This is a genomic window from Pseudomonas sp. RGB (assembly GCF_007713445.1).
GTDB lineage: Bacteria > Pseudomonadota > Gammaproteobacteria > Pseudomonadales > Pseudomonadaceae > Aquipseudomonas.
Map to the genome: position 1 here is coordinate 365973 of NZ_VMSH01000003.1, position 21586 is coordinate 387558.

The window sequence follows — 21586 nt, forward strand, 5'->3', positions numbered from 1 at the left end:
GGGCGCATTAGGGGCCACTCCTATGTGTATAGCTATAGGTGTAGGAACGCTTGGTGTTGGTGGGTTAGTTTGCGGCGTGGTGGTGGTGGGAGCTGCATCGGCAATCGGGGGAGTGCCGGGTCTGGCCTGGGGGGGAAGTTGGGGGAGATCGTATATGAAGGGATAAAGTAATTATGGAAGACGCTAGCGTTTTATATTCGTATTGCCTATTGGTTGCGGCGGCATGGGGTGTTCTTGTTTTAATAGGACAGGTATATTTTTCATATCGTAAAATCGATGAAATATTGCAGTGTTTGGGTAATTCAAGATTGGTCTCTTATCGTAAGTTTTTTGTGGGTGCTGATTTTTTCAGCAAGATGTTGTTCGTAAATACTGTCGCGGGAATGTTTGTCTTTCAAAAGTTGCAAATTAAGGATGGAGCCGTAACGCGTGAGGAGTTGGATAACGTCCCTCGTCGACTAATGCTTGAGTTAAGGCTGTGGGGGTTTTTTTTGATGGGCATGGGAGGGTACGCTGTTGCGTTGTGGGGTATAGGTAAATATGTTGGCTGGCTTGGGTAACGCTCTCTTAAGTGAGGGGATCAAGGTGCATATAAATGACGCGCAGGATGTCTATTTTATTTTTTCGATTTCGTTTTTTTATTGATGTGTGTCGTGCCCGTGTGGGCTTTGTATCTTTCTTATTTTAAGATGGAAAAGATACGAAAGAACTTAAGGCGTAGTTGGTATGTTATAAGTTCGGATGGAAGTATCGGTTGGGATCCTATAAGTAGATCGTGGGCGATAAGGGCTGTGATCGGTGCTTTCGCCTTTCCCGCACACTCTATAAAACACGGATGTCTTAGTGCTGAGGACTACGCTGAGTTTCCGAAGATGCTCAAATTTATTTTGAAAAGTCTAGGTGTCTGTTCAGTGGCCTCCGTCCTTGGCATTTTTATTTTGCTTGTAATAGGAGAGCTTGTGGGATGGGAGGATGTTGAAATTGGTTCTAGATTAGGCGAGAGCTTTTCAAAATGTAATTGTTGACGCTTTGTTTGTGACAGCAATTGTTATGAAAAACGAATCATTGCTTGCGTCCTCCTTTGATTGGAATGTACCTAATGCCGAATCAGTTGTTACCAGAAACTTGGTTAACCCATTGCCCCCTTCAGACGACTGAGAATGCCTTCGTCATTCTCAGTAACGCCAGCGACGCAAAGCCGGTAGATGTCTGGCGAAAAATGGCAGCTGGCATGCCGCCCCAGCCCATCTGGGCAAGCACGGCCTATGCTGAGTGGAATGAGGTCATGCCTTACGTCGCCATCATCGAGCCCGAAAGCCTATTCCTCGACTGGATAGCAACCACCGAATCTACGGACTGGGGTTGGCTGGCCGTATCGTCCAGCCCACTGGAAACAGTGGTCGCGCACCTGCAAAGCTTGACCAAGGTGCTGTTGCCCGAGGGGCAGGAAGTGTTTTTGCGCTTCTGGGATGGCGGTCAATTTCTGCCGATTGTGCAAAACATCGGCGATGAGGCGGGGAAGGTGTTGCCGGTATTTCAGCGTTACCTGATCAACGGCCAACCGCTAACGGTTGCGACTGGCCCGGTCACTGCCGCCAAAACCAGCCCATGGTGGCAAGTGCCTGCCTCGTTGCTGGAGCATCTGGCAGAACAATCACCCCACGTGCTGATCGACAACTTGCTGCAATGGCTCGAAGAGCAGCGCCCCGACCTGCATACCGCTTTCAAGCCTGCGATCTTGCGCCACAAGGTCGCCTGCTTTGCGCGCGGGGCGGATGTCAGCCATGGGGCGCTGGCCGACTATCTGGCCTCAGAGTTGAATTGACGCAGCGCCTGCTGAAAATAGTCATCGGTGCGAGGGGTTGTTGTGGCGAGCAGGCTTGCCCTGCGTCGGGCTGCGTAGCGGCCCCAAAACCTGCCAATGGGTTCTGGCAAAAAAAGAACGCGGTGACCGTATCAGGGCTGCTGCGCAGCCCAACGCGGGGTGAGCCCGCTCGCCACACTCTGCCCCTTTGCGCCTGTAGAAGGTAAACTTCGCCCCCTGCGCAGGAGCAACCATGAATTATCGTCACGCCTTTCACGCCGGCAACCACGCCGATGTCTTCAAACACCTGACCTTGACCCGCCTCATCGCTCTGATGTCGCGCAAGGAGCAGCCGTTCGCCTACCTCGACACCCACGCCGGGATCGGGCTGTACGACCTGCAAGGTGATCAGGCCAACCGCACCGGTGAATACCTGGAAGGCATCGCCCGCTTGTGGGGCGAGAGCGACCTGCCGCCGCTGACCGCCGACTACATGCGCGTGTTGCATGAGATGAACCCGGATGGCCAGTTGCGCTACTACCCGGGCTCGCCAGAACTGGCGCGCCGCCTCACGCGGCCTCAGGACCGTGTCCTGTTGAATGAAAAACACCCGGAAGACGGCGTGCTGCTCAAGGACAACATGAAGGGCGATCGGCGCGTCAAAGTGCACTTGGGCGAAGGCTGGCATGTGCCGCGTGCCTTGCTGCCGGTGCCGGAAAAGCGCGCGTTGATGCTGATCGATCCGCCATTTGAAAAGCTCGACGAAATGCAGCGCTGCGCGGCGTCCCTCAAGGAAGCGGTCAGCCGCATGCGCCAGACCGTTGCGGCGATCTGGTACCCGGTGAAAGACCAGCGCATGTTGCGCCGCTTCTATCAGGACCTGGCCGGCACCGGTGCGCCGAAGTTGCTGCGGGTGGAGTTGCTGGTGCATCCGCTGGACACGCCCAACACCCTGACCGGCTCGGGCCTGGCGATTGCCAACCCGCCGTGGGGTTTGGAGGAGGAGTTGCGTGAGCTGCTGCCGTGGTTGTCCAAGAAACTTGGCCAGACCCAGGGTGGGTGGCAGATGGATTGGCTCATCGCTGAGTAATCAGTCACCTGTCAGGACGCTATCGCGGGCAAGCCCGGCTCCCACATTGGAATGCATAACCATGTGGGAGCCGGGCTTGCCCGCGATGCTTTTTGCGTCAGATCGGGCAGGTCACGCCCGTGCCGCCGATCCCGCAGTAGCCCTGCGGGTTCTTCGCCAGGTATTGCTGGTGATACGCCTCGGCGAAGTACACCGTCGGTGCTTCTTCGATTTCTGTGGTGATGGTGCCCAGGCCGGCCTTGGTCAGCTCGCCCTGATACGCCTCGGCGCTGGCTTTGGCCGCTTCCAGATGCTCAGGCTTCACGGCGTAGATCACCGAACGGTATTGGCTGCCGATGTCGTTGCCCTGGCGCATGCCTTGGGTCGGATTGTGCAGCTCCCAGAACATTTTCAGCAGCTCTTCGTAGCTGATCTTGTCTTGGTCGAACACCACCAGTACCACTTCGCTATGGCCGGTCAGGCCCGAGCAGACTTCTTCGTAAGTGGGGTTCGGCGTGTAGCCGCCGGCGTAGCCGACCACGGTGCTGACCACACCGTCGCGCTGCCAGAACCGGCGTTCGGCACCCCAGAAACAACCGAGACCGAAGATCGCGAACTCGACGTTGTCGACAAAGGGGCCGAGCAGCGGGTTGCCGTTGACGAAATGCGTCTCTGGCAGTGCCATCGGGGTTTCACGGCCAGGCAAAGCTTGTTCTTGAGTGGGCAACACGTTTTTGTTCACCAGAATTTCCGAGCGCAAGACCATGAGCAGTCCTCTCGTCAGGTTGAGTTAGCGGTAAAGATTCAGACAGCCAGTGTGCCCGAGTGTTACAGCGCTGTCAGGCGATTGGCCCGCGCGGGTAGCGTTTAAGCTTCTCGAGCAGCTCTGCACCGGGGATCGGCCGGTCGAACAAATAGCCCTGGCCCACATCGCAACGATGCCGGCGCAGGAAGGCCAGTTGCTCGGAGGTTTCGATGCCCTCGGCCACCACTTTGAGCTTGAGGTTGTGGGCCATGGCGATCACTGCCGAGGTGATTTCCATGTCGTCCTGGTTGTCCGGGATTTCGTGGATAAAGCTGCGATCGATCTTGATGATGTCGATGGGGAATTTCTTCAGGTAGCTCAGCGACGAATAGCCGGTGCCGAAGTCATCCATGGCCAGGGTCAGGCCAAAGCTCTTCAACTGGTCCAGTTGAAGGCGCGTGTCTTCGGTGGCTTCCAGTAGCAAACCTTCGGTCAGCTCCAGCTCCAGCAGTTTCGCGGGCAACTGTTCTTCCCTGAGGATGGTGGCAATCGAGGCCACCAGGTCCGGGTCGGAGAATTGCTTGGGCGACAGGTTGATCGCTACCTGCAAGTTGCCCATGCCGGCGGCGCTCAATTGCTTGCTCATGCGGCAGGCCTGGCGCGCGATCCATTTGCCGATGGGGATGATCAGCCCGGTTTCTTCCGCCACGCTGATGAACTGGTCGGGACGGATCATGCCCTTTTCCGGGTGGTTCCAGCGCAACAGCGCTTCCATGCCCAGCAGCCGGCCGCTGCGCAGGCACAGCTTGGGCTGGTAGAACACGTCCAGCTCGTTTTGGGTCAGGGCGCGGCGCAGGTTGTTTTCCACAAACAGTTTGTAACTGGCCTCGGCGTTCAGCGCCTCGGTAAACACCTGTACCTGGTGTTTACCATTGGCCTTGGCCTTGTGCAGGGCCAGCCCGGCGTTACGCATCAGGGTTTGCGGGTCGCGGCCGTGCAACGGCGCGCAGGCCAGGCCCACGGAGCCGGTGACACTGATCAGTTGGTTGTCGACGAACATCGGTTTGTCGAGGGTTGCCAGCAACTGGCTGGCGACCTGTTGGCCACTCTCCAGGTCGGTGTCGTCGAGCAACACCGCGAACTCGTTACTGGCAAACCGCGCCAGGCTGCCGCTGGCACTCAGGCTGTTGCGCAGGCGCCGGGCCAGGCTGATCAGCAACTTGTCGCCGGTCTGGTGGCCGAGGCTGTCGTTGATCCGCTTGAAATTGTCGATGTCCACCAGCAACAGGCTGATCGGGCTGTCGCTGTCGCGCGCGAAGCGCTCATCCAGGTTGCGGATAAACGCCGGGCGGTTGCCCAGGTTGGTCAGGTTGTCGGTGTAGGCCAGGCGCTCGATGCGCTGCTGGGCCAGCTTGGTCTGGGTGATGTCTTCGTAGATGCCGATGTAGTGGGTCAACTCACGGTTGTCGCCATACACCTTGGAAATCGACAGCTGGCCCCAGTAGGGTTCGAGGTTTTTGCGTCGGCTCTTGAACTCACCTTGCCAGCTGTTGCTCTTGGCCAGGCTCGACGGTGCGTCGAAGAGCATTTCACTGAGGTTTTCCAGGGCCGGCAACTGCGCCAGTCGATGGCCATGGACTTCTTCGGCGCTGTACTGGGTGATCGCGGTAAAGCTTGGGTTGACGTACTCGACCACGCCGTCGCAATTGACCAGCAGAAACGCGTTGGCGCTTTGCTCCACGGCACGCTGGAACAAGTGCAGCGCGCTGGTGGCGGCGCGCCGGTTGTGGTTGTTGATCACTTGCGCGAACTGGTCCGCCAGCTCGCCGGCGAAGGCGATCTCATCAGCCTGCCAGGCACGCGAGCTGCCGCTTTGTTCCAGGCACAGCACGCCGATGACTTGGCCATCCACACGGATGCTCGCGTCGAGCATCGCGTGCACATCCTTGGCGCGCAGGCTTTCGGCCATTTCCCGGGTGCGCGGGTCACGCAACGCATGGGTGGCGTCGATGGCGCGGCTCGAGTGCAGGGCTTCCAGGTAGTCCGGGAAGCCGCTGGCGTCGATCGCTTCAGGCAAGTGGTGCTGTTGGTTGTCGCGGTGGTACGCCGAGATCGGCACCAGGCGTTGGCCTTCCAGGTTCCAGATGCTCGCGCAATCGATCTGGTAGATGTCGCACGCGCTGCGGGTGATCAGCTCGGCGGCTTCCTGCAGCGAGTTGGGCGTGGTGTAGCGCTGGCGAGCCAGCAGCAGGATCAGCTCCTGCTGGGCGCGCACGCGCTCCAGGTGCTGCAACTGTTCCTGCTGGGCACGCTGGTTGAGTTCCAGGGCGATCTGCAGGCGGCTGTTCTGGTTTTCCAGGTCTGCGGTCGGGACGGCAGTGGGGATTTCGCTAAACAGTCCGTCGACCACCATCAGGTAGCCGCGCAGCAGGTGGCGATTGTGCTGTTTGTAGGTCTCGCCCATTTCCAGCAGGCTCAAAGGCCCGTCGCTGGTGTGCAAGGTGTAGCGCACCAGGTAATGCGGGCTCTGGGTCAGTTGTTGCTGGATGGCGTCGTGCAGTTGGTAGCGCGCCTGCGGTTCCATCAAGCTGGCGTAGGGCGTGCCGACCAGGGCGCACAGTTCGACCGCCGGCAGACCAAACTGGCGCTCGCAATTGGGGTCGAGGTACAGCAGCGCCCAGCTTGCCTCATTAAGCCGTTCGAAACGCAACATGCCGAGGCGCGAAGGCACCGGTAACTGCGTCACTACCTCGGCCGCCATATGGGCGGCATCGGGTTGGCTTTTCATGGGGAAACTCGCTTGGAAAAATGCGCACGGCGCCGGGCTCACGCCCTCTTTACTGTCGCCTGCGGCAAGGTTGCATCATGCAGCACGCACTGACAAGAGAGGATGAAGGCTAAGTGCTATATGGCTGTTATCGGCCGCGGGAGCGGTTTCTACAATCCAGGTGATGGGTGGCGAGTTGACGCACGCGCTACAGCCCTTACCCCGACAAAAAAGCAGGCCAAAAAAAGCCCCGCCAAGTGGCGGGGTTGAGGTACGAGCGTGGCGCTCGGAAATCGGTGCAGCCAGGCCTCCCCGGTGAAAGGGAGGCCCGTTTGCGGCTTACAGCAGGATGGTGCGGATGTCGTTCAGCAGTTGGCTCAGACGCTGTGTGAAGCGTGCAGCGGCGGCGCCGTTGATCACACGGTGATCGTAGGACAACGACAGCGGTAGCATCAGCTTCGGTTGGAACGCTTTACCGTCCCACACAGGCTGGATAGTGGCCTTGGACACACCCAGGATCGCCACTTCCGGCGCGTTGACGATCGGCGTAAAGCCAGTGCCGCCAATGTGCCCGAGGCTGGAGATGGTGAAGCACGCGCCTTGCATGTCGTCTGCAGTCAGCTTCTTGTCACGGGCCTTGGCGGCCAGTGCAGCCGCTTCAGCAGCCAGTTGCAGCAGGCTCTTCTGATCAACGTTCTTGATCACAGGCACCAGCAGGCCGTCCGGGGTATCAACTGCAAAACCGATGTGCACGTATTTCTTGCGAATGATCGCTTTACCGCTTGGCGCCAGCGAACTGTTGAAGTCCGGCAGTTCTTTGAGCAGGTGCGCGCAGGCCTTGAGCAGCAGTGGCAGCACGGTCAGTTTCACGCCAGCCTTCTCGGCCACGGCTTTCTGCGCAACGCGGAAAGCTTCCAGGTCGGTGATGTCGGCCTGGTCGAACTGGGTCACGTGCGGAATGTTCAGCCAGCTGCGGTGCAGGCTCGACGCGCCGATTTGCATCAGGCGGGTCATCGGCACTTCTTCGGTTTCGCCGAAGCGGCTGAAGTCCACGACCGGGATCGGCGGAATCCCAGCGCCACCGGAAGCAGCGCCGGCAGCCGGAGATTCCTTGGCCTTCTGCATCATGGCCTTGACGTAAACCTGCACGTCTTCTTTCAGCACACGACCGTGCGGGCCAGTGGCCGACACAGCATTGAGCTCAACACCGAACTCACGGGCCAGCTGACGCACGGCTGGGCCGGCGTGAACCTTGGCACCGCGTGGCGCAGGTGCGGCAGCCGCAGGAGCCGGTGCAGCCTCGGCTTTCGCAGCCGGTGCAGGGGCGGCAGCAGCCGGAGCCGCTTCAGCTTTTGCAGCAGGTGCAGCCGCAGCCGGTGCTGGAGCAGCAGCCGGCGCAGCGCCTTGTACTTTGAGCTTGAGGATGAAGTCGCCAGTGCCGACTTCGTCTTCGAGCTTGACCGCGATGCTTTCCACCACGCCGGCAGCCGGCGATGGGATTTCCATGGAGGCCTTGTCGGACTCCAGGGTGATCAGCGACTGGTCGGCTTCGACGGTGTCGCCGACCTTGACCAGCAGCTCGATGATCTTGGCCTTGCCCGACGAACCGATGTCCGGGACGTGAATGTCCTGAACAGAGGCCTCAGCCGGAGCGGCGGCCGGGGCTGCAGGAGCCTCGGCAGCGGCGGCAGGCTTTTCAGCAGCCGGTGCAGGTGCAGCAGCGGCTGCAGGAGCCGCCGCAGGGGCCGCGTCAGCGGCGCCTTCGATTTCCAGTTCCAGCAGTTCGTCGCCTTCTTTCAGGCGGTCGCCCAGCTTCACTTTCAGGCTTTTGACCACGCCGGCCTTGGGAGCAGGGATTTCCATGCTCGCCTTGTCCGATTCCAGGGTCAGGATGCTCTGGTCGGCTTCGACGGTGTCGCCGACCTTCACAAACAGCTCGATTACTTCACCTTCACCGCTGCCGATGTCAGGTACGCGAATGAGTTCGCTCACAAAAAATCTCCTCAGCAGTCCAGTGGGTTGCGTTTTTCCGGGTTGATCCCGAACTTGACGATAGCGTCAGCCACCACCTTAGGTTCGATCTCACCACGGTCAGCCAAGGCTTCCAGGGCTGCCAACACCACGAAGTGACGGTCAACTTCGAAGAAGTGACGCAGCTTCTTGCGGCTGTCACTGCGGCCGAAACCGTCGGTGCCCAGGACTTTGAATTCCTTGGACGGGACCCACTGGCGAATCTGTTCAGCAAACAGCTTCATGTAGTCGGTAGAGGCAATGACTGGACCTTTACGGCCGGCCAGGCACTCTTCGACGTAGCTTTTCGCTGGCTTCTGACCTGGGTGCAGGCGGTTGTTACGCTCCACTGCCAGGCCGTCGCGACGCAGTTCGTTGAAGCTGGTAACGCTCCACACATCAGCGCCGACGTTGAACTCTTCACGCAGGATCTTGGCCGCTTCACGCACTTCGCGCAGGATGGTGCCGGAGCCCATCAGCTGTACGTGGTGCGCCGCTTCCTTGGTGTCTTCTTCGAGCAGGTACATGCCCTTGATGATGCCTTCCTCGACACCGGCCGGCATGGCTGGCTGCTGGTAGGACTCGTTCATCACGGTGATGTAGTAGAAAACGTCCTGCTGCTCTTCGGTCATCTTCTTCATGCCGTCCTGGATGATCACCGCCAGCTCATAGCCGTAGGTTGGATCAAAGGTGCGGCAGTTCGGGATGGTGGCAGCCAGGATGTGGCTGTGACCGTCTTCGTGTTGCAGGCCTTCGCCGTTCAGCGTGGTCCGGCCGGCGGTACCGCCGATCAGGAAGCCACGGGTACGGCTGTCGCCTGCTGCCCACGCCAGGTCGCCGATACGCTGGAAGCCGAACATCGAGTAGAAGATGTAGAACGGCAGCATCGGCTGGTTGTGGCTGGAGTACGAAGTACCGGCAGCGATGAAGGAGCTCATGGCGCCCGCTTCGTTGATGCCTTCTTCGAGGATCTGGCCCTTTTTGTCTTCCTTGTAGAACATCACCTGGTCTTTATCGACTGGCTCGTAGAGCTGGCCGACGGAGGAGTAGATGCCCAACTGACGGAACATGCCTTCCATACCAAAGGTACGGGCTTCGTCCGGGATGATCGGGACGATACGCGAACCGATTTCCTTGTCCTTGACCAGCTGCGCGAGGATCCGCACGAAGGCCATGGTGGTGGAGATTTCACGGTCGCCCGAGCCGTCCAGGATAGCCTTGAGGGTATCGAGTGGCGGTGTCGGGATGTTGAAGCTCTTGGCGCGGCGCTGTGGCACGAAACCGCCCAGTGCAGTGCGACGCTCGCTGAGGTAGCGGGCTTCGGCGCTGTTTGGCTCTGGCTTGAAGAACGGCAGGTTCTCCAGCTCTTCGTCCTTGACCGGGATGTCGAAGCGGTCGCGGAACAGCTTCAGGCTTTCAACATCAACCTTCTTGGTGTTGTGCGCAGTGTTCTTCGCTTCGCCGGCACCGGTGCCATAACCCTTGATGGTCTTGGCCAGGATGACGGTCGGTTGTTCTTTGTGGTTGACCGCTTCGTGGTACGCCGCGTAGACCTTGTACGGGTCGTGGCCGCCACGGTTGAGTTTCCAGATCTCGTCGTCGGACAGGTCTGCAACCATTGCCTTGAGTTCAGGCGTGTTGAAGAAGTGTTCACGTACGAACGCGCCGTCTTTGGCTTTGTAGTTCTGGTACTCGCCGTCGATGACTTCGTCCATGCGACGTTGCAGGATACCGTCGACGTCTTTGGCCAGCAGTGGGTCCCAGAAACGGCCCCAGATGACTTTGGTCACGTTCCACTGAGCACCGCGGAACACGCCTTCGAGTTCCTGGATGATCTTGCCGTTGCCGCGAACCGGGCCGTCGAGGCGCTGCAGGTTGCAGTTGATGACGAAGATCAGGTTGTCGAGCTTCTCGCGGCCGGCCAGGGAGATGGCGCCCAGGGATTCCGGCTCGTCACACTCGCCGTCGCCCAGGAAGCACCAGACTTTCTGCTTGCCTTCAGGGATGAAGCCACGCGCTTCCAGGTACTTCATGAAGCGTGCCTGGTAGATCGCCTGGATCGGGCCCAAGCCCATGGATACAGTCGGGAACTGCCAGAAATCAGGCATCAGCCAAGGGTGCGGGTACGACGACAGGCCGTTACCGTCCACTTCCTGGCGGAAGTTGTTCATGTGTTCTTCGGTGATGCGGCCTTCCATGAACGCACGGGCGTAAACGCCTGGAGAAGTGTGGCCCTGGAAGTAGATCAGGTCGCCGCCGTGTTCGTCGGTCGGGGCCTGGAAGAAGTAGTTGAAGCCGATGTCATACAGGGTTGCGCTGGAAGCGAAGCTGGAGATGTGACCGCCCAGGTCAGAATCTTTCAAGTTCGTGCGCATTACCATCGCCATGGCGTTCCAACGTACCAACGAGCGAATGCGGCGTTCCATGAACAGGTCGCCAGGCATGCGTGCTTCGTGGGTAACGGGGATGGTGTTGCGGTATGGCGTGGTGATGGCGTAAGGCAATTGCGAGCCGCTGCGGGTCGCGAGTTCGCCCATACGGGTCATCAGGTAGTGAGCACGGTCTTCGCCTTCTTTGTCGAGAACCGATTCCAGGGCGTCCAGCCATTCCTGGGTTTCGACGGGATCGAGGTCTTGCATGGCTTGCTCCAGGGCGGAAAGGCTACCAGAATCGGTTGCCTGAAGTTTGCGACTGGCCTTGTGGGCAGACGACATAAATTCTTGGATGGCCGAAGGTTGCTTCGGCGTCCTGTAGTTTTACTACAAATCGTCGGCCATTTCAGCCTTTCGAATGTATATACGAGTAGTAAAACTACACAAGACCGAGTGGATTGCTCGGTCTGGCTGGTGAGCATAATCGTTATTGTTGATCTTTTGCGAACAAGAAAAGGTGAAAGTTTGATGTTGCCTGCCAAGATTAATTTAATTTCAGCTATTTATAACCTTTGTTCGACAGTCCTTCACCGAGCGTGGTTCTTGCGTTCACAGCAACAAGCCTTTTACGCGCCGATCAAGGATAGACCATGAGCCTTCCAACATTGGCCCCATTACGGGCCATTCTCTTGCCTTTTGCCCAGCGGGCCGAGCAGTCATTTCGTGACGCAGTGGCCGCGCTGGACGACGATCATGGACTTTCTGCCTGGACGCCGCAACGGTGGGCTGACTTCGCCCGCGTGTGCGCCGCCAGTGATTTTGTCATTGAACAGAGCCTGCGTGACCCTTTGATGTTGCTCGAGCTGGTGGCCTGGGGCGAGCTGGACCGCGGCTTTGCGCCCGGCGAGCTGTGCGGCCAGATCGCCGGCGCCGTGCAACAGGCCGAAACAGAAGAAGAGCTGGGTCGCGTGCTGCGTCGCCAGCGCACTCGTCAGCAAGTGCGCATCATCTGGCGCGACCTGACGCGCCAGGCCGACCTGGTGCAAACCTGTCGCGACCTTTCCGACATGGCCGACGCCAGCATCGACCAAGCCTACCAATGGCTGTACCAGCGCCATTGCGTGCAATTCGGCACCCCCACCGGCCGACGCAGCGGCGAAGCCCAGCACATGGTCATCCTCGGCATGGGCAAGCTCGGCGCCGTAGAGCTGAACCTGTCCTCTGATATCGACCTGATCTTCGCCTACCCCGAGGGTGGCGAAACGGTGGGCGTGAAGCGCGCGCTGGATAACCAGGAATTTTTCATCCGGCTTGGTCAAAAACTGATCAAGGCGCTCGACCCGATGACGGTCGACGGGTTTGTGTTCCGCGTCGACATGCGCCTGCGCCCCTACGGTTCGGCTGGCGCCCTGGTGCTCAGCTTCAACGCGCTGGAACAGTACTATCAGGACCAGGGCCGCGACTGGGAACGCTACGCGATGATCAAGGCGCGCGTGGTTGCCGGTGACCAGGTGGCCGGTGCGCAACTGCTGGATATGCTGCGCCCGTTCGTCTATCGGCGTTACCTGGACTTTTCGGCCATCGAAGCGCTGCGCACCATGAAGCAGCTGATCCAGCAGGAAGTGCGGCGCAAAGGCATGGCCGACAACATCAAGCTGGGCTCGGGTGGTATCCGCGAAGTGGAATTTATCGCCCAGGCGTTCCAGTTGATCCACGGCGGCCGCGACCTGAGCCTGCAACAACGGCCATTGCTCAAGGTGCTCGGCACGCTCGAAGGGCAGGGTTATTTGCCTGCGGCAGTCATTGCCGAGTTGCGCAACGGCTACGAATTCTTGCGTTACACCGAGCATGCGATTCAGGCGATCGCCGACCGTCAGACGCAAATGCTCCCGGACACCCCGGAAGATCAGGCGCGTATCGCCTTTATGCTGGGCTTTGCCGATTGGTCCGCGTTCCATGAGCGCCTGATGTATTGGCGTGGTCGGGTGGACTGGCACTTCCGCCAAGTCATCGCCGACCCTGACGAAGAAGAAGGCGCAGAGAGTGAGTTGGTCGTAGGTGGCGAGTGGCTGCCGCTGTGGGAAGAGTCTCAGGACGAAGACGCCGCTCGCCTGCAATTGCAGGAAGGTGGCTTCACCGACGCGCCCAAAGCCCTCAAAGCCCTGGCCGGCTTGCGCGGCAGCCCGCAATTGCGTGCCATGCAGCGTCTGGGGCGGGAGCGGCTGGATGCCTTTATTCCGCGTCTGCTGGCCCAGGCCGTCGAACACGCCAACCCGGATTTAGTGCTTGAACGTGTACTGCCGCTGGTCGAAGCCGTCGCCCGCCGTTCCGCTTATCTGGTGCTGCTCACCGAAAACCCCGACGCGTTGCGCCGTCTGCTCACACTGTGCGCCGCCAGCCCGTGGATCGCCGAACAGATCACGCGCTTCCCGCTGTTGCTCGACGAACTGCTTAACGAAGGCCGTCTGTTCAAGCCGCCGTTGGCGCCGGAACTCGCCGCCGAGCTGCGCGAGCGCCTCACGCGCATTCCCGAGGATGACCTTGAGCAGCAGATGGAGGCGCTGCGCCACTTCAAGCTGGCTCACCGTCTGCGCGTGGCCGCTTCGGAAATCGCCGGCAGCCTGCCGCTGATGAAAGTCAGCGACTACCTGACCTGGCTCGCCGAAGCCATTCTCGAACAAGTACTGGCCCTGGCGTGGCGCCAGACCGTGGCCCGCCACGGCTCGCCGCAGCGGCTTGACGGTACGCTGTGCGACCCGGGGTTCATCATTGTTGGTTATGGCAAGGTTGGCGGCATCGAGCTGGGGCATGGTTCCGACCTGGACCTGGTGTTTATCCACGACGGTGACCCGCAGGCCGAGACTGACGGCGCCAAGCCGATCGACGGCGCGCAGTTCTTCACGCGCCTGGGCCAGCGCATCATCCACTTGCTGACCACCCAGACCAACTCCGGCCAGCTGTATGAGGTCGACATGCGCCTGCGCCCATCCGGCGCGTCGGGTTTGCTGGTGAGTTCACTCGGAGCCTTCGAGCGCTATCAGCAAAATGAGGCCTGGACCTGGGAACATCAGGCGCTGATCCGCGCGCGGGTGCTGGTGGGCAGTCAGGATGTGGGCCAGGCGTTCGAGCAGGTCCGCGCTAAAGTACTCGGGCGTGAGCGCGACCTGGTCAAGCTGCGCCAGGAGGTCAGCGAGATGCGCGCCAAGATGCGCGACAACCTGGGCACCCGGTCTACGGCGGCCGGCACCGGCGCCAATGCCTTTGAGCCCACGGTGGTGTTCGACCTCAAGCAGGACGCCGGAGGTATCGTCGATATTGAATTTATGGTGCAATACGCGGCTTTGGCGTGGTCTGCGCAACATCCATCGTTGCTGCGCTATACCGACAATATCCGCATTCTGGAGGGCCTGGAGCAGGTCGGGCTGATGCCCGCCGCCGATGCCCATCTGCTGCGCGAGGTGTATAAAGCCTACCGTTCCGCCGCGCACCGCCAGGCCTTGCAAAATGAGGCTGGCACGGTAGCCGGGGATCAGTTCGCCGACGAACGGCGCCAGGTGATGCGAATCTGGCAGGCGCTGGGGTTAAGCTGATTAATTGAGTGGCGCCAATTTAATGTGGAAATCGGCCTTATGTGGGAGCCGGGCTTGCCCGCGATGCAGGCGCCTCGGTACTTCAGTCATACCGAAGCGATGCCATCGCAGGCACGCCAGCTCCCACACAAAGCGCGATCTACAATCATTGTCGATGCGGGGAGGCATAAGCCTCCCCGCATCGTTTGTGGAAACTACATGAATATTCTGATCGTTGGGCCCAGTTGGGTCGGTGACATGGTGATGGCGCAGACACTGTTCCAGTGCCTGAAACAGCGTCATCCCGACTGCCAAATCGACGTGCTCGCCCCCGAGTGGAGCCGGCCGATCCTCGAGCGCATGCCCCAGGTGCGCAAGGCCTTGAGCTTCCCGCTCGGCCACGGTGCCCTCGAATTGGCGACGCGCCGGCGCATCGGCAAATCCATGGTCGGCCAGTACGACCAGGCGATCCTGTTGCCCAACTCGCTTAAGTCGGCGCTGGTGCCGTATTTCGCCGGCATCCCCAAACGCACCGGCTGGCGCGGCGAGTTTCGCTACGTATTGCTCAACGATGTGCGCACCCTCGACAAAGCACGCTACCCGCTGATGATCGAGCGCTTCATGGCCCTGGCCTACGAGCCAGGTGCCGAGCTGCCGACGCCGTACCCGCGCCCCAGCTTGCAGATCGACCCGGTGACCCGTGACGCGGCCCTGGCCAAGTTCGGCCTGATGCTCGACCGTCCGGTGCTGGCGCTGTGCCCAGGCGCGGAGTTTGGCGAGTCCAAGCGCTGGCCGTCGGAGCATTACGCCAAAGTCGCCGAGATGAAGATTCGCGAAGGCTGGCAGGTGTGGTTGTTCGGCTCGAAAAACGATCACTCGGTGGGCGAGGACATCCGCCAGCGCCTGATCCCTGGGCTGCGCGAAGAAGCGGTGAACCTCAGTGGCGACACGTCACTGGCCGAAGCCATCGACCTGCTGTCCTGCGCCGACTCGGTGGTGTCCAACGACTCCGGGCTGATGCACGTGGCTGCCGCGTTGAACCGCCCGCTGGTGGCGGTGTACGGCTCGACCTCGCCTGGCTTCACACCGCCGTTGGCCGACAGGGTCGAAGTGGTGCGCCTGGGCCTGGATTGCAGTCCGTGTTTTGAGCGTACTTGCCGTTTCGGCCACTACAATTGCCTGCGCCAACTGCTGCCGCAACCGGTCAGCGACGCGTTGCAGCGGTTGCAGGGCTCCGTGGTCGAGGTCCGTTAGTTTGCGAGTACTGGTAGTCAAGACCTCATCCCTGGGCGACGTGATCCACGCCTTGCCGGCACTGACCGACGCAGCGCGGGCGATACCCGGCATTCGCTTTGACTGGGTGGTGGAAGAAGGCTTTGCCGAGATCCCCACCTGGCACCCGGCGGTGGACCAGGTGATCCCGGTGGCAATTCGTCGCTGGCGCAAAAACATCTGGCAAACCATCAAGAGCGGCGAGTGGCGACGGTTCAAGCAGCGTGTTCAGTCGACCAAGTATGACTTGGTGATTGACGCCCAAGGCCTGCTGAAAAGCGCCTGGCTGACGCGCTACGTGCGCGCTCCGGTCGCGGGTTTCGACAAGTATTCTGCACGCGAACCCATCGCTGCGCGTTTCTACTCGCGCCGTTTGGCCGTGTCCCGTGGGCAGCATGCGGTGGAGCGTTTGCGCCAGCTGTTCGCCGTTGCGCTGGGCTACGACCTGCCCAAAGGGCTGGGCGACTACGGCCTGAGCACTGAAAAGCTGCTCGGCCTGCCGCCGAAAAAACCATTTGTGCTGCTGCTGCACGGCACCACCTGGGACACCAAGCATTGGCCCGAAGCCTATTGGCGCGAGCTGGCCGAGCGCATGGGCCGCCTGGGCGTGGACGTGAAGTTGCCGTGGGGCAATGCCGACGAAAAAGCCCGTGCCGAGCGCCTGGCCCATGGCCTGCAACACGCCGAAGTGCTGCCCAAGCTCAACCTGGCCGGCGTGGCCCGCGTGCTGGCCGGCGCCCGTGCCTGCGTGGCGGTGGACACGGGCCTGGGTCATCTGGCCGCAGCGTTGGACGTGCCGACCATTTCCCTGTTCGGCCCCACCAACCCCGGCCTGACCGGCGCCTATGGCAAGGGCCAGATTCACCTGGCCAGCGACTTCCCGTGCGCGCCGTGCCTGCAAAAACACTGTACCTATCAACCAACGGCCGACGACCTGCGTCGGTTCGACATCAAGCGCGAGTCGCCCCTGTGCTTCACGCGCCTGAACCCTGAGCGTGTGGCAAGCCGACTGAGCACGTTGTTACTGGCTGAGGAGCTGCACTGATGCAACTGGCTTTTGTTCTGTACAAATATTTCCCCTTCGGTGGCCTGCAGCGCGACTTCATGCGCATCGCCCTGGAGTGCCAGCAGCGCGGCCATCAGATTCGTGTCTACACGCTGATCTGGGAAGGCGACATTCCGCCCGGCTTCGAAGTGCTGGTGGCACCGGTCAAGGCGTTCTTCAACCATCGGCGCAATGAAAAGCTCAGTGCCTGGATGGAAGCCGACCTGGCCAAACGCCCGGTGGACCGTCTGATCGGCTTCAACAAAATGCCCGGCCTGGACGTGTACTACGCCGCCGATGGCTGCTTTGAAGACAAGGCGCAAAACCTGCGTCATTCGCTGTACAAACGCTTTGGCCGTTACCGCCACTTTGCCGAGTACGAGCGCGCGGTGTTCGCCAGGGACGCCAGGACTGAAATCCTGATGATCTCTGAAGTGCAGCAACCGCTGTTCATCAAGCATTACGACACCCCGCTGGAGCGTTTCCACCTGCTGCCGCCGGGCATCGCCCAGGACCGCCGTGCGCCGCCGAATGCCGCCGAGATCCGCGAAGGTTTCCGCCAGGAATTCAACCTCGCAGGCGACGACTTGCTGCTGGTGCAAATCGGTTCCGGTTTCAAGACCAAGGGCGTCGACCGCAGCCTCAAGGCCGTGGCCGCCTTACCGGCGGAACTGAAAAAACGCACGCGTCTGTTTGTAATTGGCCAGGACGACCCCAAAGTATTCCAATTGCAGAGTGCTACGTTGGGGCTGGGCGATAACGTGCAGTTCCTCAAAGGGCGCAGCGATATTCCGCGTTTCCTGCTGGGCGCCGACCTGTTGATCCACCCGGCGTACAACGAAAACACCGGCACCGTGTTGCTTGAAGCGCTGGTGGCCGGGTTGCCGGTGCTGGTCTCGGCGGTGTGTGGTTACGCCCATTACATCAGCGAGGCCGACAGTGGGTTGGTGCTGGACGAGCCGTTCGATCAAACGCAGCTCAACCACTACCTGACACGCATGCTCACCGACACTGCACAGCGCGCGGCCTGGGGCCGCAATGGGTTGGCGTACGCCGAGACGGCCGACCTCTACAGCATGCCGCAGCACGCGGCGGATGTGATTCTGGCGGAGCCAAAACGATGAAGTTGATGCTTGCCGAACCGTTCAAGACCCTCTGGGCCGGGCGTGATGCCTTCGCCGAAGTCGAGCGGCTGGAAGGCGAGGTGTACCGTGAACTTGAAGCCCGGCGCACCTTGCGCACCGAGGTGGATGGGCGTGGCTATTTCGTGAAGATCCACCGTGGCATCGGCTGGGGCGAGATCGTCAAGAATCTGGTCACCGCCAAGCTGCCGGTGCTCGGTGCGGGCCAGGAGTGGCAGGCCATCCAGCGCCTGCAGCAGATCGGCGTGCCGACCATGACCGCCGTGGCGTACGGCGAGCGCGGTAGCAACCCGGCCGACCAGCACTCGTTCATCATCACTGAAGAACTGGCGCCGACTGTCAGCCTGGAAGACTTCAGCATCGACTGGCTCAAGCAGCCGCCCGCGCCGCGCCTCAAGCGCGCGCTGATCGCCGAAGTGGCGCGCATGACCGGCATGATGCATCGCGGTGGGGTCAACCATCGCGATTGCTACATCTGCCACTTCCTGTTGCACACCGATACGCCGGTGACGGCTGATAACTTCAAGTTGTCGGTGATCGACCTGCACCGCGCCCAGACCCGCGACAAAATCAGTCATCGCTGGCGCGACAAAGACCTGGCTGCGTTGTACTTCTCGGCGCTGGACATCGGCCTGACGCGTCGTGACAAGTTGCGCTTCCTCAAAGGCTACTTCCAGCAGCCGTTGCGCCAGATCCTCGCTGAAGAAAATGCCTTGTTGCAGTGGCTGCAAACCAAGGCCGACAAGCTTTATGCACGTAAACAACGCTACGGGGATGCGCTCTGATGGCGGGTTGGAACCTGGAACCTGCTTACGCCGCCCTGGCGGATGATTTCGGCAGCCTCGAAGCGGTATTCGCCCTGCAAGGCGAGCGCCTGACCCGCGACCCGTTGTCGGAAGTGATTCGGGTGGCGCGCGGCGGGATCAATTACTACGTCAAGCGCTACGTTGGTGCCGGCAAGGGCCTGCGCCGCTACTTGGGCAAACCTCGGGTGAAGTCCGAATGGCAGAACCTCAAGCGTTTCGCCAAGTGGGGCATTCCCACCGCCGACGTGGTGGCCTGGGGGCTGGAGCGCAAAGGCCTGGCCTACGCGCGGGGCGCGATGATCACCCGCGAGCTGCCCAAGACTGAAGACCTGTCGATGCTGGCTGATCGCAAAGATCCGCGCTTGAAAGACCCCAAGTGGGTCAGCGTGATCAGTCGCCAGCTTGCCGAATACACGCGCACCATGCATGAGCACCGCTTCACCCATAACGATTTGAAGTGGCGCAACCTGCTGGTCGACGACCAGCAGACCCTGTACCTCATCGATTGCCCCAACGGTGATTTCTGGCGCGGTTTCTGGCTCAAGTACCGAATTACCAAGGACCTGGCCTGCCTGGACAAGGTCGCCAAGTATCACTTGTCGGCCACTCAGCGCCTGCGCTTCTACATGCAATACCGCCAACGCACGCACCTGACGGCGTCAGACAAACAGCGAATTCGCCACGTGGTGAAGTTTTTCGAGGGACGCGAATGAGTGATTTCCTGGCGGCCGAAGACCGCGCTCTGCTGGAGCGCCATGGTCTGGCAACCTTCGACGCCCTGTGGGCCAGGCAACTGGACGCGGTGGACGAGCCCAATACCAGCAAGGGTGGCTGGAGCAGCGTGTTTCGCCTGGAGCTTGAAGGGCAGGGTTACTACCTCAAGCGCCAGAGCAACTACCTGACACGCACGCTGCACAAGCCGTTTGGCGAGCCCACCTTTGCGCGCGAATTCCGCAATATCAGCCGTTATCAGAAACTCGGTATTCCGGCGCTGCAGGCCGCGTTTTTCGGTGAGCGCAAGGTCGACGGTGAGCACCGCGCGATGTTGCTGACCCGTGCCCTGGACGGTTGGAGCGACCTGGATTCGTTGCTGGAACAGTGGCCGCAACTGACCGATGCCCAGCACCGCGCGATTCTGCTGGCCTGCGGTCAGTTGGCCCGTCATCTGCACAGCGTAGGCCAGGTGCATGGCTGTTTTTATCCCAAGCATATTTTTCTGCAGGCCCTGGGCGACGGTTACGCCGCGCAGCTGATCGACCTGGAGAAAACCCGCCCGCTGTTGTTCGGCCAACGTGACCGGGTCAAAGACCTGGAGCCGCTGCTGCGCCGCGCGCCGCAGTGGACGGACGCGCAAGTGCGACAGTTGCTGGCGGCCTACCTGGCAGAGCCTGAAAACAGCGCAAAGGTGGGCGCCTGGTTTGAACGGCTGACGGCGCGTCGCAGCCACAAGGAGAACCGCTGATGCGTTTGTCCGAGCTGAAAAAAGCCGGCCGCACGCCCAGCCTGCCGCTGACCATTGAACTGGCGGATGCCGCAGGCCCAGGGCAGTTGCAATTGCTCAGTCTGCTGCGTGTGTTGCCGGGCGAGCGTTATGTGGGCGCCGGCGTCTGGCGCGGGCGCACGGTGCTGGCCAAGTTATTGGTGGGCAGCAAGGCGGCACGTCATTTTCAGCGCGAGCTCAGCGGCGTACGCCTGCTCGCCGAGCAAGGCCTGACCACGCCGCAGTTGTTGGCCGATGGCTTGCAGGAAGGCGAAGGCGGCTGGCTGCTGTTCGAATTCATTGAGGGCGCCGAGAGCCTCGCCGATGCCTGGCAGGCAGTTGAAGGCTTGCCGCCGCTGGCGGACGAACAAACAGCCGTGCTTGCCGAGGCGCTGGGGGCGATTGCCCACATGCACGCCAAAGGGCTGTGGCAGGAAGACCTGCACCTGGACAACCTGCTGCGCCAGGACGGCAAGCTGTACCTGATTGACGGCGCCGGCATTCGTGTCGAAGCCGCGGGCAAGCCGCTGTCGCGCAACCGGGTACTGGAAAACCTCGGGGTGTTTTTTGCGCAATTGCCGAAAAACCTCGAACCCTTTACCGAAGAATTATTGGTCTATTACCTGCTGAGCAATGGCGAGCATGCCGTGCCGCTGGAAGCGCTCGAAAAACAGGTGCGCAAGGTTAGCACCTGGCGCTTGAAGGACTTTTTGAACAAGGTTGGCCGCGACTGCACGCTGTTCAGCGTCGTGCGTGGCGCCTTTGCCTTGCGCGCGATTCGCCGTGAGGAAGAGGCCGCCATGCTGCCGGTGCTGGAGCAGGCCGACGCATTGCTGGATCAGGGCCATCTGTACAAAACCGGCGGGGCCGCCAGCGTGGGCAAGGTTGAGGTGGCCGGTCGGCCGCTGGTGATCAAGCGCTACAACATCAAAGGATTTGCCCATTGGCTCAAGCGCTTCTGGCGCCCGAGCCGCGCCTGGCATTCGTGGCGCGAAGGCAACCGCCTGGCGTTTCTGGGGATTGCGACGCCCAAGCCGCTGGCGGTGTTGGAGAAGCGGTTTTTGTGGCTGCGCAGCCGGGCGTACCTGGTGACTGAATACTTGCCGGGGCCGGACATCATCGAGCGTTTTGCGCCGTACGTTGAGCGCGGTGACGCGCCAGAAAACGAGCTGCTGGCGCTGGATCATCTGTTTGCCGAGCTGATTCGCGAGCGCATCAGTCATGGTGACTTCAAAGGCCATAACCTGTTCTGGCACGCAGACCGCTGGGCCTTGATCGACCTGGACGCCATGTGTCAGCACAGCTCACTTGCCAGCTTCGCGCCAGCGTTTGCCAAGGACCGCGCGCGGTTTATGCGCAACTGGCCCGAGAGCAGCGCGCTGTACCAACTGATCGATCAGCGTTTGCCCAAAGAGATCGGCGCCGCCAGTTAAAGCGGGCCTTCGGCCCTATCGCGGGCAAGCCCGCTCCTACAGGTGAATGTGGGAGTGGGCTGGCCCGCGATG

General features: G+C 60.8%; 15 protein-coding genes. 11 read left to right on the plus strand and 4 right to left on the minus strand.

All coding sequences use genetic code 11. From position 1 onward, the window contains the following. The first annotated feature begins 173 nt into the window (after positions 1-173). From FPT15_RS08705 to FPT15_RS08715, 3 genes are all read left to right on the plus strand, one after another. Entirely contained in the window at positions 174-560 is a 387-nt protein-coding gene (locus tag FPT15_RS08705) for a hypothetical protein (RefSeq protein ID WP_145160056.1), read from the plus strand. A 539-nt stretch (positions 561-1099) separates the two neighbouring features. Further along, positions 1100-1825: a DUF4123 domain-containing protein gene (locus FPT15_RS08710; RefSeq protein ID WP_145160058.1), complete on the plus strand. Its 726-nt coding sequence runs from the start codon at positions 1100-1102 to the stop codon at positions 1823-1825. A gap of 232 nt (positions 1826-2057) precedes the next feature. After that, the gene (locus FPT15_RS08715; protein ID WP_016975658.1) at positions 2058-2894 is read left to right on the plus strand and encodes a 23S rRNA (adenine(2030)-N(6))-methyltransferase RlmJ; all 837 of its coding nucleotides are present in this window, start codon (positions 2058-2060) and stop codon (positions 2892-2894) included. Between the two features lie 97 nt (positions 2895-2991). Here the strand turns inward: FPT15_RS08715 and msrA are convergent, their stop codons facing one another. From msrA to aceE, 4 genes are all read right to left on the minus strand, one after another. Continuing rightward, positions 2992-3639 carry a peptide-methionine (S)-S-oxide reductase MsrA gene (msrA, locus tag FPT15_RS08720; protein WP_106577569.1) on the minus strand — a complete coding sequence of 216 codons (648 nt, stop codon included), beginning with the start codon at positions 3637-3639 and terminating at the stop codon, positions 2992-2994. A 73-nt stretch (positions 3640-3712) separates the two neighbouring features. After that, the gene (locus FPT15_RS08725) at positions 3713-6406 is read right to left on the minus strand and encodes a bifunctional diguanylate cyclase/phosphodiesterase (RefSeq protein ID WP_145160060.1); all 2694 of its coding nucleotides are present in this window, start codon (positions 6404-6406) and stop codon (positions 3713-3715) included. 318 nt (positions 6407-6724) lie between these two features. Further along, complete coding sequence (gene aceF, locus FPT15_RS08730; RefSeq protein ID WP_145160062.1) at positions 6725-8377, minus strand: dihydrolipoyllysine-residue acetyltransferase; 1653 nt, start codon at positions 8375-8377, stop codon at positions 6725-6727. A gap of 11 nt (positions 8378-8388) precedes the next feature. Further along, positions 8389-11034: a pyruvate dehydrogenase (acetyl-transferring), homodimeric type gene (gene aceE, locus FPT15_RS08735; protein WP_124416260.1), complete on the minus strand. Its 2646-nt coding sequence runs from the start codon at positions 11032-11034 to the stop codon at positions 8389-8391. A gap of 383 nt (positions 11035-11417) precedes the next feature. On the opposite strand from aceE, the gene glnE reads away from it, so the two are divergent. From glnE to FPT15_RS08775, 8 genes are all read left to right on the plus strand, one after another. Further along, positions 11418-14357, plus strand: coding sequence for a bifunctional [glutamate--ammonia ligase]-adenylyl-L-tyrosine phosphorylase/[glutamate--ammonia-ligase] adenylyltransferase (gene glnE / locus FPT15_RS08740; RefSeq protein ID WP_145160064.1), 2940 nt, complete (start codon positions 11418-11420; stop codon positions 14355-14357). Between the two features lie 198 nt (positions 14358-14555). After that, positions 14556-15590 carry a lipopolysaccharide heptosyltransferase II gene (gene waaF, locus FPT15_RS08745; RefSeq protein ID WP_145160066.1) on the plus strand — a complete coding sequence of 345 codons (1035 nt, stop codon included), beginning with the start codon at positions 14556-14558 and terminating at the stop codon, positions 15588-15590. Position 15591: 1 nt separating this feature from the next. Next, on the plus strand, positions 15592-16653 hold the full coding sequence (gene waaC, locus FPT15_RS08750; protein WP_145160068.1) for a lipopolysaccharide heptosyltransferase I: 1062 nt from the start codon (positions 15592-15594) through the stop codon (positions 16651-16653). After that, entirely contained in the window at positions 16653-17777 is a 1125-nt protein-coding gene (locus FPT15_RS08755) for a glycosyltransferase family 4 protein (RefSeq protein ID WP_145160071.1), read from the plus strand. Before waaC ends, FPT15_RS08755 begins: the two co-directional genes overlap by 1 nt. After that, positions 17774-18580, plus strand: a complete 807-nt coding sequence (rfaP, locus tag FPT15_RS08760) for a lipopolysaccharide core heptose(I) kinase RfaP (protein ID WP_145160073.1) — start codon at positions 17774-17776, stop codon at positions 18578-18580. Before FPT15_RS08755 ends, rfaP begins: the two co-directional genes overlap by 4 nt. Then, complete coding sequence (locus FPT15_RS08765) at positions 18580-19314, plus strand: lipopolysaccharide kinase InaA family protein (protein ID WP_145160075.1); 735 nt, start codon at positions 18580-18582, stop codon at positions 19312-19314. Before rfaP ends, FPT15_RS08765 begins: the two co-directional genes overlap by 1 nt. Further along, positions 19311-20063, plus strand: a complete 753-nt coding sequence (locus FPT15_RS08770) for a lipopolysaccharide kinase InaA family protein (RefSeq protein WP_145160077.1) — start codon at positions 19311-19313, stop codon at positions 20061-20063. Before FPT15_RS08765 ends, FPT15_RS08770 begins: the two co-directional genes overlap by 4 nt. Further along, positions 20063-21514 carry a lipopolysaccharide kinase InaA family protein gene (locus FPT15_RS08775; RefSeq protein ID WP_145160079.1) on the plus strand — a complete coding sequence of 484 codons (1452 nt, stop codon included), beginning with the start codon at positions 20063-20065 and terminating at the stop codon, positions 21512-21514. The genes FPT15_RS08770 and FPT15_RS08775 overlap by 1 nt, the downstream gene beginning before the upstream one ends. Positions 21515-21586: the final 72 nt, after the last annotated feature.